Source organism: Carboxylicivirga marina (assembly GCF_016612505.1).
Lineage (GTDB): Bacteria > Bacteroidota > Bacteroidia > Bacteroidales > Marinilabiliaceae > Carboxylicivirga > Carboxylicivirga marina.
In genome coordinates, this window is sequence record NZ_JAENRR010000007.1 from 125,399 (window position 1) to 140,329 (window position 14,931).

Below are 14,931 nucleotides of genomic sequence, written 5' to 3' on the forward strand. Positions count from 1 at the left end.
TTGGATAAGTATTATGATTAGAATGAGTCTGTATTAGAGTATTTATGATTGAATGTGTCAAGTTTATGTTATTTTCAAATGCACAAACAAATGTCTTATTATTATTCACCATCCTTTTATTCACCAGCACAAGCATTACAAAAGCACAATAGTGTAATTATACTCATGAAAAAGTAGACGAGTTTTCAGGGGAAGTGGAAAGACGCATCCTTAAGGCCCATAACTTCTATTTTAAGTTTGCTTTTTACCGCTTGGGTGATGATTTCAGACTCGAATCCTATGTCAATATTCCGGGTGATCAGGCCTTTTTAATTCCCGAAGGCAGTCAGTTGAATTTGAAACTTGGTGATAAGTCGGTAATGGAGCTCACTTCAATCAAAAATGCCACACCCCAATCATTTGTATCTGGTAATCAAATATACTCAGGCTTTGCCATGACCTACCCGATTACCAAAGAACAATTAATGCAAATTGAAGAAGTGGGCATTAAATTTATTCAAACCATGCTGAAGGATGAATCCTATTACGACATGGATTTAAAAAAGAAAAAGATAGAAAAGACAAAGGAATATGCGCGGTGTATTCTTATGGATTAATTCTAGTAATCTTCTGCATCGTAAGATAATAACTAAAGGTACTCCTCACAGGGTACTGGATCACTCGACATACTTGTGGATTAAGCATAAATTACAGATGCTCTAAATAGAAAAAAGTTGCTATCGATATTATTGTGGATTAAACGAGTACAAGGATTTTATTGCTTTTATGGTGAAAAAGGCAACCAACTACTTGGCGCTTCGCCCAAACCCGAGTTACTGTTTTGCAACAGGTCAAAAACTAACGAAAGAACCCGCTGACTACAGCACTCCTCGACCCACTAAGACTTGCTTCGGGAAAGATTTAAAGATTCACAATGCATGCTCCAAATCTTTCTTTTCCTCCGCTTTATCAAGTGGGTCCCCCGACTGCGTTGCTCATGTCAGAATCACTGCATAATCAAATTCACAACTTAACCTTGAATACGAAGTAGTTTTGATTGTGTGTGTTGGCCTGTCTCATTGGCGAGCCAGGGCAAGGGTGAATAATAAATAATTTAGCGGAACATAAAAGGGGTTTACCCTACTTTGATAGTGATGCTTATTATTTATTAGAGCGCAGGGAAGCATCAATGAGACTAGCTTTTTCTTCCCTTTTTGGCAATGAAAAAAGGGAAACCCGCCTGGTAAGGCAAGAAGTAACAATCACACCTATCTCAAGGAAAGATGATAAATTATTTCAAATTCAATTTTAGTCCACAACTTTTTAAAGTGATCTACGGTACCTTTTCTTTTTACATGCAAAGCCACATTATTTTATAATTTTTTCACCAAACCTGACATTTATCATTAGTCTCCCTTCAAAACACTTCATAACTTTTCACTTGTATTTTAAAAACTAACCAATACAAGCCTAATTTATGAGTCCAAAAAATCATTGCCTTCCAAATGCTGTGTATTGCCAGTTAGGCAAGCAAAACAGCTCTTACAAACGCTTAAATCGAGCTATATATCATTTTATCATTCTACTTTTTGGGTGGTGGATTACTTGCTTAAGTAGTATATGCTCCCTTTTTTGAAAAGACACAGTTTGCTTAACTAAGCAAGGCCTCTCTTTTTCATTGGGCAGCCTTTGCTTAAGTGAGCAAAGCCTGTTTTTTCCATGGGGCAAGCTTCGCTTACACAAGCAATGGTTCCTTTTCCCACAGGGGAAGCATAGCTTATTGAAGCAAACAGTGTTTTTTCCGTCGGGGAGCCTTATACCAATTAAGCAAAGGCTGCTTTTTGTAAAAGGCTGTTATATGGTTTAAGCAAGCCTGTTTTAATAACGAATCAAATACAACAATTAATACTATCCTTTATCTACAAATCAATTTTTATGAAAATAAACAAAATCAATAGAAATATCCGGGTGACCGATGCTGCTGATTTAGCCGGTAAGCTGCATGGTGAACTGGATAAATCAACACTCGAAGATGTGCATGTGAGTACATTAAGGAGTGAGATGAGCACCATCAGCATTGGCTTGTCTGGTGCCATTAACGAGAGCAAGGCCATGTCTGCTCTTGAGGACCATGATGAAAGGCGCGATATGACTTATCGCTCGCTTTTGCATATTATTAAAGGTTTTCTCTTACATCCTGATGCCACTATACGTGAAGCGGCTGTTCATGTGGATATGGTGTTAGATAACTATGGTTTTGATCTAATCAATCAGAACTATAGTAGCGAGTCGTCATTGCTCGATGCTTTAATCCGTGATTTAGAAGAGCCTGAAACAGCGGCAATGGTAGCTGTATTACCGGGCATGGTGGCCATTGTTGAGCAGTTGAAAACTGAGCAGAAACAATTTAAAGCTGCGGAAGCTGACTGGCATGAGGCGCGTGCCGAAGATGGTAAAACAGAAAGTGCATCGGCCCTTAAACATGAATTGTTAAAGGTAGTCAACAATAAGCTGCTTGTTTACCTGAAAGCGATGCAACAGATGAATCCTGCACCTTACCAGGAATTAATCAACGATGTGGTGATGCACATCGAGCGTGCCAATGCCTTGGTGAAGCGTCGTCGTAACAGTGAGGAAACTGTTGAGGTAGATAATTAACCATTTGTAAACATGATAAAGGATAGTGAGGGTGCCTGTGATGGGCACCCTTTTTGTATTTTGTAATAGCAGTGGGTCACATTAAAACTTGGGGAGTCAATCGTAATTTGAGATAAATTTATCATTCTTAGCGGTTGGCATGATTGTTATTTCTTTTAGTTGTCTTACCAGAGAGGTTTCCTCTTTTTATTGCCAAATAAGGAAGCAAAAAGTAACTCGGGTTTGGGTGAAACGCCAAAAGAACTTTTACACAAAAGAATATCTATTGTTCCAAGATTTATGCGTAGACCACAAGTATACTTTGTGTTCCATAGTAGTGGTCAAGTAGTCACAAGCAAAAAAAGAGGTGACCAACGGCCACCTCTCTCTGTTTTGTGTATTGTAATATATAACCTAAAGGTGCTTACCCTCGGTAAATAACGTCAGCACCAATTGTTCCTTCAAGATCTTTTAAATATGCTTCAGATGTTGCATAAGCTAAGTATTCATTGGCTTTTGCTAATCTGCTTTCAATATCTAAATCAACTTTAATGTCACCATTTTCAGCCTTAGCAGCAAAGTCTTCAAGGTACTCAATCTGACCTTTGCGGAATGCTACTTCTTTCTCCTGCTTCAAAGCTAAGCGCTCTTTGTACCAATCGCTGTTAATCACATAGTCGCGGTCGAAATACTTACGTAGGTCCGGATGACTGATTTCTTTACCTTCAAACTCACCATACGCCATAATGTGAAGTAAGATTTTCAATGGAGGAATAGCACCTTCAACACTTCCTTCTTCGAAATAGCGTGATGCTACTTTTTGCTGTGCTTCAACAATGTTGTTGATACCGTCAACAAAGTCTTCCATTCCCTGAGTTTCGGGTTTCAACATTTGCTCGTTAAATACTGATAATGGCTCGTCAAACAGACGGTTCATACAGCGGAAAGCAAAGTTTTCAGTAATACGGTAACCTAAACGGCTAGCTAATACTTTCTGACCTTCGTGCTCAAAGTCTTCCAATTTCTCAAGAGATCCGTTCTCAATCAATAATTTCGGATCACGATCTTCAGGTACTAAACGCGCCCAAATCTCAGGAATTAAGATAGAGATGTCGTGGTCGAAACGGTTCTGTCCAACATAACCTGCAGCCGAGCTGAATCCTTGGTACTCAGTAATGATGTATGATAACAAGGCATTGTTCAAGTCAGTTGTAGGAACTAACATGTTGAAAGGACCTTTTGTTAATGCACCCTCTGTACCTGCACCTGTTGTAGATGGAGATTTACCTGTTAAACTACAGATGAAGTCCATGAATAACTCAGGAAGCTCTTGGTAATGAATTGGGTTATAAACAGCCAACGGACGAATGCTATTCTCTTTATCAGCAGGGTTGTTACGACGACCTGGTAATACAGCATTTACAACATCAATAACTGGCTCTTCTGATTTAATCTTACGGAATAAACGTACACCAACTTCCCCTAAATAGTTATCAATGATATCATCTTTAAAGATGTTACGCTCTAAGTAACGAGGGTTGTTAGTTGGCACGCCATCAACGATACGAGTGTGTGAAGGCACTACAAAGTAACCATCTTTATCGTTGTTAATAACTTTCATTAATAAGTCTTTAACAGGCTGTGTATACTTGTCGAAGTTGATAGCATCTTCGTATAACTCAATGGCATCCTTCTTAGTTAAAGGCTCGTAGTTTGTTAAGAAAGTACCGTCTGTTACAATATCTTTCTCAGCTCCTTTGTCATATCCACGGATAATCGCTTCATCAGGACGCTGGAATAAGTGACTTTCACAGTTGGTAACCACTTTGTAACTCTTATTCTTATACTCAGGGTTCAAGTTGCTTAACTGGCTGGCAGGTAAAACAATTGTTGCTGAGATATCATCTTCCATCTGAATTTTCTGGCTAGGAACAAAGTCAGAACGTAATTTGTGTAATAACCAGTTACCATCAGCGTTAAATCCGATACGTACGTAACTTGCTGTTACTTTGTTGTTCTTGTACTGAAGTGTTGTTCCTTCACGACCGTTGATGAATTCAACTGACATATAATCTTTCCAGTTTCCTTTTTCGCTCTCGTTACGGTAAAGGCGCTTAATGAATAGCACTAATGAACGAATGTGCGAAGGAATACCATTTAAGAAGGCATTGTACTCGTCGCTGTATGTTTCTGAAGGTGTTAATAACTTAACGGCCGAACCTAAAGCGCGCTGTGGGCTTAGGAATGGACGTGATGGTTCAGCATCAGGACGAATGTTTTTCCAACGGTTAGAGAAATCGTAGTTAATGATTTCATCAGCTGCTTTAAAGTCTTCCTCAAGGTTTACAATGTTGAATGTACCATACTGGATAGCATTCTGCATTGATTTAGAAATTTCTGACTTACCACCACCAGATACAGTACATGGCTTGTGACAGAAGATACCTTCAGGCTGGGTGTTAACAATACGCCACATTGGTTGTGTTGGGTGTTTTGCTAACTGGAATTTATGACCTGATGGGTGAATGTAAATGGTATCAGGAGAAAGCTTTAGTGACTCTTCTTTTCCATTAATATTCCAAACCACTTTGCTGTTATCGATATCGATAGTAGCGTGTTCCTGGATATATGTAATGTTAGAGAATTTCTTATCTATAGCATAACCTTCAGGATAAATAGTTACTCTATCGCCTAATAAAGCCATGGCTTCATTAAAAGCGTAAGTATCTTTAAGCTTCTCCGAGAAGATATCACCGTATACATTGTCACTCATGATTCCGCGTGGGTAAGCTATGGCTCCTCCGGCGTGCTCTTCTTCAACCAAACCAATCATGTTGGCTGAGTAGCTGATCTGAGTTTTGATTTCTTTTTTAGAATAACCGTAGTAGTTATCACCAATTAGTGTTACCACTACACCATTATCATCACGACAAGTGATTTTGAATGCACCACCTTCGTTATATAATTCGTTTTCATCTTTCCAGCACATACCATCGTTACGCTGACGCTCTGTAGCATCATCATAGTGAGGTAGACCAATGTCTTTCTTCTTTAACTTGGTCATTTGAGGGGCAAGGATAATACAACCTGTAGTACCTGTCCAGTGCTCAACATCTAGTGCTGAATCATTTTCAGCCAGGTTATGGTCACCTGCATTGCCAAAGATGTTCTCAACAAAATCAAGGTTACTTACCAATGTACCTGGTGCAAAAAAGCGAACTTCCATGCTCTTTTGTGCTATTACCCCTGGAACCTCAGGACATACAATCGGACGAAGTAATAATGATACCATTGTTTTTGCCTTATCTTCCTGAGTAGAGGTGAATGGCAAAATATTCATATCATCGTCAGGATTAACAGCTGCTTTTAACATGTTTGCAAAAGCAACTTTTGGCACCTCTTTTTTATCCAATGGTACTGGTAATCCACCTTCTACAATGTGGAATGTACCTTTAGTAGTACGTTTGTCTTTGTCAGGATTATTAAGGATTCCTTGCTTTAAACGGTATGAGCTAACCAATTCACTTTTGAATTCATTCGCATCAGGTGGTAAACTCACCTCGCGTGCTAAGCCTTTTTGGTTAAGAACAAATGTTTTATTTGGTAAGCGATATTCTGAGTTATCAACATCAACATCGCTTAAATAAGTGTTCAAAAAGTTTTGTATACGCGTATCAGCTGGTGACAGATGATCTGATAACAAACGTGATTTCTCTTTAAAACTATTAATTAAACCTTCGGTTAAGGAAAGGAATTTAGTGTTAGAGTATTTGGTGTCGGCATCACAGGCATCATAGTACAAAGGCTGACCAATAGAGGCCAGTTGTAGATTGATGTACTGAATCATATCCTTCCGGTCCTTCTTACTCAGTTTTTGCTTCTTTTGCATATCATCTTTCATTTTGGTACGCGTTTTAAGTTATGAATGAGCGACAAATTTAAATAATAAACCGTTGTTTTAATAACATTTTATCAGGTTTTGTATGTTAATAATTCTAAATTATTTCAATAAATAATAAAAAGTGAACATAATACACGAATCGGATAGTATTGCTTTTATATATGCTAGGAAAAATAGAAAGAATAAATCGGATTGTATAATGTTTTGGATAGTAGTGCAATAGTGAATTCTCGCTTTGTTGTTACCAATTTATTGGGCAAGATACTGAGTAATTATTAGTGCATTTGGTAAATAAAAGGTGATGATTGTCACCTAAAGAATGCGTTTGAATTATAAATTAAACTCAAAACGCATTAAAATGTAATAAATTGAAAAATGATTAGTAAAAGAAAAGGAGCCTGTTAGGCTCCTTTCTGATATCTGGTAATTAATTTCCTACTTCTGATATAAATTTGATGCGAACGATTCTAACATCTTCTTCAGAGTATTGATCTTCTCCCAATTCCTCCAGAGCATCTTGTATATCATCTGTTTCTGCATCCTCTTTAAAATAGTAAAAGATGTCATCACGATGGTCTTCATCCATTACCTGATCGATGTAGTAATCAATGTTGACTCTGGTGCCGGAATAGACAATAGATTCCAGTTCTTTAATTAAATCGACCATTTCCATGCCTTTTGATGAAGCAATGTCATCTAAAGGCATTTGTCTGTCAATGCTTTGGATAATGGCAATTTTGTTTTTCGATTTGTTAGCAACCGATTTAACCACCATATCCATAGGGCGGTCAATTTCGTTCTCTTCAACATGCTTGGCAATCAGTTTTACAAACTCTTTACCAAATCGCGAGGCTTTGCCTGTGCCTACTCCAGGAATGTTTTGTAATTCCTCAATTGAAATCGGATAATAGGTAGACATTGCTTCCAATGAAGGATCCTGGAAAATGACAAATGGCGGAAGGTTAAGTTTTTTAGACAAATCTTTCCGCAGATCCTTAAGCATATTGAATAGGTTGGTGTCAACAGCTGCAGTTCCTCCGGTATTTGTTTCTTCTTCTACCACATCAAAGTCATGATCTTTGGTCATCTTGATTGATGCTGGCTTTTTCAGGTATTCATGACCACTCTTACTAATATGTAGTAGGCCGTATGATTCAATGTCTTTGACAATAAAACCTCTCACCAATGATTGACGAACAACGGCATTCCAGTGTTTTTCATCGTTTTCATCTCCCGAACCAAATTCAGGAATTTCATTATGCTTATATGACTTGATAGCGGTGTTAACGTTACCTGTCAATACATTTATAACATGATCGGCCTTAAAGCGCTCTTTTAATAAAAGAATCATGCTCATCAGCTTAACAATGTCCCCTTTGGCTTCAAACTCTTCTTTGGGGTTAACACAGTTGTCGCACGTTTCACAGTCTTTCACCTGGTATTTCTCACCAAAGTAATGAAGAAGCGTTTTTCTGCGACAAACTGATGATTCGGCATATGCTACAGTTTCTAATAATAGCTGTTTGCCAATTTCTTGCTCAGCCAAAGGTTTGCCCTGCATAAACTTCTCAAGCTTCTGTATGTCCTTATAACTGTAGAATGCAATGCATTTTCCTTCGCCGCCATCACGTCCTGCTCTTCCTGTTTCCTGATAATAACCCTCGAGGCTTTTAGGAATATCATAGTGCATAACCATGCGAACATCTGGCTTGTCAATGCCCATGCCAAAGGCAATGGTTGCAACAATCACATCTGTTTCTTCCATCAGGAATTGATCCTGATTTTTGGCGCGTGTGGAGGCATCCATTCCGGCATGATATGGAAGCGCTTTGATGCCATTAACAACCAATGTTTCGGCTAATTCTTCAACCTTTTTACGGCTGAGGCAATAGATAATCGATGATTTGCCTACGTAGTTTTTAAGAATCTTGATAATCTCCTTTGAGGCATTCGTTTTAGGACGTACTTCGTAATACAGGTTAGGTCGATTAAATGACGATTTAAATACCATCGCATTCAACATGCCTAAGTTCTTCTGTATGTCGTGTTGTACTTTTGGCGTTGCAGTTGCTGTAAGTGCAATGACAGGTGATTCACCTATTTCACTTATAATTGGTCTGATTCGTCTGTATTCAGGCCTGAAGTCATGTCCCCATTCTGAAATACAATGTGCTTCATCAACGGCATAAAATGAAATTTTAACCTGTTTCAGAAACTCGATATTTTCTTCTTTGGTTAACGACTCAGGAGCTACATACAATAACTTGGTTTTACCAGCCAATATGTCCTCTTTAACTTTGTTAATAGCCGTTTTTGTAAGTGATGAATTTAAAAAGTGAGCAATGCCATCATCTTCGCTGAAGTTGCGCATGGCATCCACCTGATTTTTCATCAACGCTATTAACGGTGATATAACAATAGCTGTTCCTTGCAGTATTAGTGCTGGAAGCTGATAGCATAATGATTTACCACCACCTGTAGGCATTAATACAAATGTATCATTACCCTTTAACACATTGTTGATGACCTCCTCTTGATTCCCCTTGAAAGTATCAAACCCAAAATGCTCCTTTAAACTAGCACTCAGATCAACCTGCTTTGCCATAACAAAATCCCTATTTCGTATTGCATTTAAGAAATGCAAATACTTGTTATCCTCGATTATTAGATTGCAACAAAAATAAAATAACCTTTTAATTTTCTATCAAACTTAACGGCTTATTCAACTTTATTAAGAATTAATTCGAGTGTAATTGCCGCATTGTTTATTGCAATGTCGAATGAAGTTAGATAATATCTTTGGTTTAACCAAAAAGTTTGTGATTAGGTGAAGGGTTGCTATCTTCGCATATAGCTTATTGTGACTTGATAGTGCAATGGTTTAAATATTTTTAACTTTTTGTTAAAGTCCGATACTCTACTTTTGTTTACCAAATGAAGATATACTAATTATTATTACATGTCTGAAGAGACCAATAAAGAAATGTCGTTTTTGGAGCACCTGGAGGTACTTCGATGGCATCTTGTAAGAGCTTTCGGTAGTGTTATGGTTTTCGCTGTAGCAGCTTTTATTTTTAAGGGATTTGTTTTTGATACAATAATTTTGGCGCCTTCCAGTCCTGATTTTTTTACGAATCGTTTTTTGTGTGGCTTAGCCGGTACGCTTGATCTACCTTTGTTATGTATTAATCAGGTACCGCTTAGTTTGCAAAATATTAAAATGTCGGGTCAGTTTACCACGCACATTTGGGTGTCATTTGTGGTCGGAATTGTAGTCGCATTCCCCTATATATTCTGGGAGTTCTGGCGTTTTATTCGACCTGCACTTTATCAAAATGAAGTTAATAATTCCCGTGGTGCTATTTTCTTCGCATCTACATTATTTTCGATAGGTATATTATTTGCTTATTATATTATTTGCCCATTATCAGTGCATTTTCTGGGAACCTATCAGGTAAGTGGACAAGTTGAGAATATTGTTAATCTAGGTTCATATATCAGTACCATAACATCTATTGTTTTGGCTGGGGGAATAATATTTGAGTTACCTATCTTTATTTATTTTCTGGCTAAGGTTGGATTAGTGACATCGGGTTTCTTGATTAAATATCGGAAACACTCGATAGTGGTTGCTTTGTTGTTGTCGGCTATAATTACACCGCCGGATGTTATTAGTCAATTACTGGTTTGTTTGCCACTAGTAGTATTATATGAGTCAGGCATTATGATTGCCAAACGACTTGAAAAAAAGAATCAGGTAGATGTACCTGCAAATGTTTAAGATTATGGAAGAAGCTTTAAGACTGCATACAGATACACTGATAAAAAAGTACAAAAGCCGAACGGTGGTAAAAGGTGTTTCGGTTGATGTTAAACAAGGCGAAATTGTGGGGTTACTTGGTCCTAATGGAGCAGGTAAGACAACATCTTTCTACATGATGGTGGGTTTAATTCAGCCCAATAGTGGTAAGATTTACTTGAATGATGAAGAGATTACTGACGCACCTGTTTATAAGCGAGCACAAAAAGGTATTGGTTATTTAGCGCAGGAAGCCAGTGTGTTTCGTCAATTAAGTGTTGAAGATAATATCAAAGCGGTACTGCAAATGACCGATTTTTCAAAGGAACATCAGAAAGATAGGTTGGAAGAGCTGTTGGATGAGTTTAGTTTAAATCATATTCGAAAGAGTTTGGGTATACAGCTTTCGGGAGGAGAGCGTCGTCGTACCGAGATTGCAAGAGCTCTTGCGATTAATCCAAAATTTATTTTGCTCGATGAGCCATTTGCCGGAGTCGATCCTATTGCAGTTCGCGATATTCAGGAAATTGTAGCCAAATTAAAATTTAAAAATATTGGCATATTAATAACCGATCATAACGTACACGAAACATTGGCAATTTGCGATAGAGCATACCTGCTTTTTGAGGGTAAGATACTGAAAGCCGGGACGGCAGAGGAATTGGCCGCTGATGAAGATGTGAAGCGATTATACCTGGGTGATGACTTTGAATTACGTCGTCGCGAGTTTGAGCCAGAGAAATAAATTCAAAAAATATTTATTAAAAATTTGGAGGCAAAGAAAAAGGGTATATCTTTGCACCGCGAAACTAAGAAATGCGGATGTGGCGTAATTGGTAGCCGCGCTAGACTTAGGATCTAGTGCCTTCGGGCGTGGGGGTTCGAGTCCCTTCATCCGCACAAAAACCGCCTCACTTTCGATTCAATTCGGTGGAGAGGCGGTTTTCTAATTTTGTACAAATTGTGAAATTAAATAGATGCCATCCTCAATTGATTTCGAGCAAATAATAGAGGAGCGGTTCACTTTAAATCTTTAGGAAATGAATATTTCAAAGGAAAACATTGATGCATTGAACGCAGTTATTAAGTTAACTGTTGAGAAAGAGGACTACGCAGGCCGAGTTGATAATGTTCTTAAAGACTACCGTAAGCGTGTTAACATGCCAGGTTTCCGTGCTGGTAAGGTACCAATGGGTGTTGTTAAGAAGATGTATGGAAAAGCAGTAATTGCTGATGAGGTGAACAAGCTGGTTTCTGAAAAAATTCACAGCTACATTGTTGATGAAAAGCTTGACTTACTAGGTGAGCCACTTCCGTCAGAAACACAAGAATTAATTGATTTTGATAATTCTGATAAATTTGATTTCGTATTTGATGTAGCAATTGCTCCAGAGATGGAATTAAGCTTAAGCAAACGCATTAAGTTACCTTACTACAAAGTAGAGGTTTCAGAAGAAATGTTTAAGCAACAAAAGGACTCTGTAACTGGTCGTTTTGGTAAATCAGAGCCTGTAGAGGCAGCTACAGAAAAAGCATTGGTAAAAGGTAATTTTACTCAACTTGAAGGTGGCGACGTAAAAGAAGGTGGTATTGCACCTGAGGACGTTGTGTTATCAATGGCCATTATTAAAGATGAAGATGAGAAAGCCAAATTAATGGGTGCTAAGGCAAACGATGTTATAGTGTTTGACCCTAAGAAAGCTTTCCCTAATGATACTGAAATATCTCACATGCTGAAAATCACTAAGGAAGAAGCGGAAGCTTTAACAGGTGATTTCCAGTTTACCGTAACTGAAGTAACTGAGTTTGTTGAGGCTGAATTAAATCAGGACTTATTCAACCAGGCTTTCGGCGAAGGTGTTGTTAACTCTGAAGAAGAATTCAACGCACGAATCAATGAAGACATTGCTAAGAATCTTGAAATGGAAACTGAGTACCGCTTCTCGATTGATGCAAAAGAAAAATTGATGGGCAAAGTTAAAGTTGACTTCCCTGAAGCATTCTTAAAGCGTTGGTTGTTGGCTACTAACCGCGATAACGAAAAGTTAGATGCTGATACAATTGATACTGAAATGCCACGATTTTTAGAGGATTTAAAGTGGCAGTTGATTCGTAACAACATCATCAAAAACAACGATGTAAAAGTTGAAGAAGCTGATGTTATCGAATTCGCTAAAAAATCGGCTAAGATGCAGTTTATGCAGTATGGTTTAGCTAGCGTGCCTGATGAGCACTTAGAAAACTATGCACAGGAAATGTTGAAGCAGGATGAGCAGCGTCGTCAAATGGCTGAAGGAGCAATGCAGGAAAAAGTAATTGCCTTCATCAAAGAAGCTGTTAAAGTTGAAGAGAAAGAAATTACTCGCGACGATTTCAACAAATTATTTGATACTAAATAAGCAATAAAGCATATCGCTACAATTGCGATTCAATATAGAATAGCTCCGAATGATTCGGGGCTATTTTTTTGTCACATTTTTTAGTTTTTATCGATATCAAGTCCTTGCGTTAAACTAACAAATATGAATAAGTGTTAAGAATAGGGCATATCTCAATATGATTGTGAGATAGTTCGCTGTAAATTGTTAAATTAGCACATTCAAACAAAAACTTTTGAAAATGATTGATCCAAAAGATTTTAAAAAGTATGCCACAAAGCATTTGGGAATCAATAGCCTTGCTTTGGACCAATATACATCAGTAACTAACAGTTACATTTCACCTACCATTATCGAAGAACGTCAGTTAAATGTTGCCAGTATGGACGTTTTCTCACGTTTGATGATGGATCGTATTATCTTTTTAGGTTTACCGGTTGATGATTATGTAGCCAACGTCATTCAGGCGCAGCTACTTTATTTAGAATCAGCTGATCCATCTAAAGATATTTCGATTTATTTCAATACGCCTGGTGGCTCAGTATATGCAGGTTTAGGTATTTACGATACCATGCAATACATTTCATCGGATATCGCTACTATTTGTACTGGTATGGCAGCTTCAATGGGAGCTGTATTATTAACTGCCGGAACAAAAGGCAAACGTACAGCTTTAAAGCATTCACGCATCATGATTCACCAACCAATGGGTGGTGCTCAAGGTCAGGCTTCTGATATCGAAATCACAGCGCGTGAAATTGGAAAGTTAAAGAAAGAATTATATACAATTATTGCTGATCACTCAGGCAATACCTATAAAAAGGTAGAGAAAGATTCTGATCGTGATTACTGGATGACAGCTGAGGAGGCTAAAGAGTATGGAATGATTGATGAGGTTCTTGTACGTAACGCTGGTAAATAAGAAAAATTGAAATTATAAGCGATGCAGAATCAGCTTGTTTGTTGGCTCTGCATTCGTATTTTATATTAGGGAAAGAAATATGGATAAATGTTCATTTTGCGGTAGAGAGAGAAAAGACACTAACTTATTAATAGCTGGTGTTTCTGGACATATCTGCGATAGCTGTATTGAACAGGCGCATTCCATCTTAGATGAGGAAGTTAAGAAGAAGAATTCGTTTGATGTTGATGAGATTACGCTATTAAAACCGTTGGAAATTAAGAATTTCCTCGATCAATATGTAATTGGTCAAGAAGCAGCAAAGAAATACCTGTCGGTAGCTGTTTATAATCACTACAAGCGTTTGATGCAAAAGAGTAGCTCCGATGAGGTGGAGATTGAAAAATCAAACATCATCTTAGTGGGAGAAACCGGAACCGGTAAAACGCTTTTAGCTCGTACCATTGCTAAGATGTTACACGTTCCATTTACCATTGTTGATGCAACTGTTTTGACTGAAGCTGGCTATGTAGGTGAGGATATCGAAAGTATCCTGACCCGTCTCTTACAGGCTGCAGATTACAATGTTGAGGCTGCTGAAAAAGGTATCGTATTTATTGATGAGATCGATAAGATAGCGCGCAAAAGCGATAACCCTTCAATTACGCGGGATGTATCAGGTGAGGGTGTTCAGCAAGGATTATTGAAGTTATTGGAAGGTTCAGTGGTGAATGTGCCACCGCAAGGCGGACGTAAGCACCCTGAGCAGAAAATGATACCAGTTAACACCAAAAACATCCTGTTTGTTTGTGGTGGTGCGTTTGATGGTATTGAGCGTAAAATTGCTCAACGATTGAATACCAAAGTGGTTGGTTATATGGCTAGCAAGTCCATTGAAAAGATTGATGCACAAAATTTATTGCAATACATTGCCCCACAAGATTTAAAGTCTTTCGGCCTAATTCCTGAAATCATTGGTCGTTTGCCTGTATTAACCTACCTGCAGCCATTGGATCGTGAAATTTTAAGAAGAATACTATCTGAGCCTAAAAACTCTATAATAAAGCAATACGAAAAATTGTTTGAAATTGACGGTATCGAACTTAAGTTTGAAGATGAAGTGCTGGAATATGTTGTTGATACGGCAGTTGAATTCAAATTAGGAGCTCGTGGTTTACGCTCAATTTGCGAGACAATCATGATGGATGCTATGTTTAACGCCCCTTCTGAGGATGTTAAGGAGTTGCTTATTTCGCTTGACTTTGCTAAAAAGAAGATGGAGCATGCGAATATAGCCCGCCTCAAAGCCAGTTGATTTTAATCGATATTGTGTAAA

The 14,931-nt window shown here is 38.0% G+C and carries 9 protein-coding genes and 1 tRNA gene; 8 read left to right on the plus strand and 2 right to left on the minus strand.

The genetic code is table 11. The features are described 5' to 3' along the window. Positions 1-194: 194 nt before the first annotated feature. Both JIV24_RS04720 and JIV24_RS04725 read left to right on the plus strand, forming a co-directional pair. On the plus strand, positions 195-596 hold the full coding sequence (locus JIV24_RS04720) for a hypothetical protein (RefSeq protein ID WP_200463862.1): 402 nt from the start codon (positions 195-197) through the stop codon (positions 594-596). A 1,318-nt stretch (positions 597-1,914) separates the two neighbouring features. Continuing rightward, positions 1,915-2,637 carry a DUF6261 family protein gene (locus JIV24_RS04725; RefSeq protein WP_200463863.1) on the plus strand — a complete coding sequence of 241 codons (723 nt, stop codon included), beginning with the start codon at positions 1,915-1,917 and terminating at the stop codon, positions 2,635-2,637. Between the two features lie 403 nt (positions 2,638-3,040). Here the strand turns inward: JIV24_RS04725 and JIV24_RS04730 are convergent, their stop codons facing one another. Both JIV24_RS04730 and recQ read right to left on the minus strand, forming a co-directional pair. Further along, the gene (locus JIV24_RS04730) at positions 3,041-6,505 is read right to left on the minus strand and encodes a hypothetical protein (RefSeq protein ID WP_234445708.1); all 3,465 of its coding nucleotides are present in this window, start codon (positions 6,503-6,505) and stop codon (positions 3,041-3,043) included. Between the two features lie 439 nt (positions 6,506-6,944). Continuing rightward, positions 6,945-9,122 carry a DNA helicase RecQ gene (recQ, locus tag JIV24_RS04735; protein WP_200463865.1) on the minus strand — a complete coding sequence of 726 codons (2,178 nt, stop codon included), beginning with the start codon at positions 9,120-9,122 and terminating at the stop codon, positions 6,945-6,947. Between the two features lie 354 nt (positions 9,123-9,476). Here recQ and tatC point away from each other — a divergent pair, with 354 nt between their 5' ends. From tatC to clpX, 6 genes are all read left to right on the plus strand, one after another. Then, complete coding sequence (gene tatC, locus JIV24_RS04740) at positions 9,477-10,298, plus strand: twin-arginine translocase subunit TatC (RefSeq protein WP_200463866.1); 822 nt, start codon at positions 9,477-9,479, stop codon at positions 10,296-10,298. 4 nt (positions 10,299-10,302) lie between these two features. After that, on the plus strand, positions 10,303-11,061 hold the full coding sequence (gene lptB / locus JIV24_RS04745) for an LPS export ABC transporter ATP-binding protein (RefSeq protein WP_234445709.1): 759 nt from the start codon (positions 10,303-10,305) through the stop codon (positions 11,059-11,061). Between the two features lie 73 nt (positions 11,062-11,134). Beyond that, positions 11,135-11,216: transfer RNA gene (locus tag JIV24_RS04750), tRNA-Leu, on the plus strand. Positions 11,217-11,356: 140 nt separating this feature from the next. After that, the gene (gene tig / locus JIV24_RS04755) at positions 11,357-12,715 is read left to right on the plus strand and encodes a trigger factor (RefSeq protein ID WP_200463868.1); all 1,359 of its coding nucleotides are present in this window, start codon (positions 11,357-11,359) and stop codon (positions 12,713-12,715) included. 220 nt (positions 12,716-12,935) lie between these two features. Next, on the plus strand, positions 12,936-13,616 hold the full coding sequence (gene clpP / locus JIV24_RS04760; protein ID WP_200463869.1) for an ATP-dependent Clp endopeptidase proteolytic subunit ClpP: 681 nt from the start codon (positions 12,936-12,938) through the stop codon (positions 13,614-13,616). Between the two features lie 79 nt (positions 13,617-13,695). Further along, positions 13,696-14,910, plus strand: coding sequence for an ATP-dependent Clp protease ATP-binding subunit ClpX (gene clpX / locus JIV24_RS04765; RefSeq protein WP_200463870.1), 1,215 nt, complete (start codon positions 13,696-13,698; stop codon positions 14,908-14,910). The last annotated feature ends 21 nt before the right edge of the window (positions 14,911-14,931 follow it).